Origin of the sequence: Endozoicomonas sp. SESOKO1, from assembly GCF_024606265.1 — a bacterium.
Lineage (GTDB): Bacteria > Pseudomonadota > Gammaproteobacteria > Pseudomonadales > Endozoicomonadaceae > Endozoicomonas.
Genome location: NZ_JAHHPP010000271.1, coordinates 1 through 1136, shown reverse-complemented (window position 1 = coordinate 1136; position 1136 = coordinate 1). Strand labels below are relative to the sequence as shown.

The following is a 1136-nucleotide window of genomic DNA, read 5'->3' as shown; positions in this document are numbered from 1 at the left end:
GGAATATAATTTATGATTTCTGGTAACCCAATACCCACCCAACCTGGCTTGGGCGCTACTCAAGATGACCCGGTATCTTCCGGCGCTGGTTGTTGGCATGGTCGAACTATCAAAGTGCTTGCAGCAGTGACTTGCCTTGTCTCGGGAGTGATTGCTGTGGCTACCCTGGCTACAGGCTCCTATGTTGTGGGAGCGGTATTTGGAGCGATTTGTGTTGTTTCCGGATTATCCTTCTTGCTGTTTGGCAACAGTAAGAATGCCGTGGACACATCAGAGCCCGATTCACAATCACTGTCAGATGATTATGATGAAGAAGCTGTCTACCCTGGACGCACTCTGTCAGAACGTTACCAGGATATTTTTTCTCATTATCAGCTTTACCGGAACCCGTCGGCTCCGGTTACTACAATGAGGTCAGAGAGGGTCAATGAAAGCCCTACTGTAAGCCCAGACAATGGCTTAAGACCGGGTCCAGTTCATCTGCAGATGTGTAAGCAAGAATTGCGACGCGGGCAAATAGCAGCTAATGGATTACTTGGTCAAATATTGATCAATATCACAGCTAAAGGGTCTCCCGATCTGACTGATCCCAGGAACAAATTGGGTATTCTAAAAACTAAAGAACCATTTGATGACGACATGTTTCTGGAATTGGCAAAACTTTTAGGCGCAGACCAACCGGTTATTGTTGGTCACCAACGTATTGATAAATCTGAAAAGATTGAGTTGTTAGAAAGACTGATCAGACAATCGAAGGAATTGCTTGAGGTGCAACAGAAGCAAGCTCTTTCTCTTATGGCTGAATCCCAAACCATTAAACAGAACCTGGAAATCTATGCTCCAAAAGACAGGTTAAGTCGTTTACCTGATCCGGTTTCAGACATTGAGATAGCAACAATGAAGGAGCATGTGGATGCTTTTGATTCGCTGTTATCCCGCATTGGCAGAAGTAGTCTTAATCAAATGATCCACGCCGATCACGATATGCAAGACAGTATGTCAAGAGCGGTTAAAGCTGTTCAGGAATGCAAAAACATTTTGAACAGAACTAATCGTAAGGAATTGTCCTGAAATAATTTCGACATTTAGAACTCACTCTCCGTTCATCCTGAGCGCCCTTCGGCTCGGCTCAGGAT

General features: G+C 44.8%; 1 protein-coding gene. It reads left to right on the top strand.

All coding sequences use genetic code 11. From position 1 onward, the window contains the following. Nucleotides 1–156: 156 nt before the first annotated feature. Nucleotides 157–1071: a hypothetical protein gene (locus KDK13_RS12245; RefSeq protein ID WP_257285256.1), complete on the top strand. Its 915-nt coding sequence runs from the start codon at nt 157–159 to the stop codon at nt 1069–1071. Nucleotides 1072–1136: the final 65 nt, after the last annotated feature.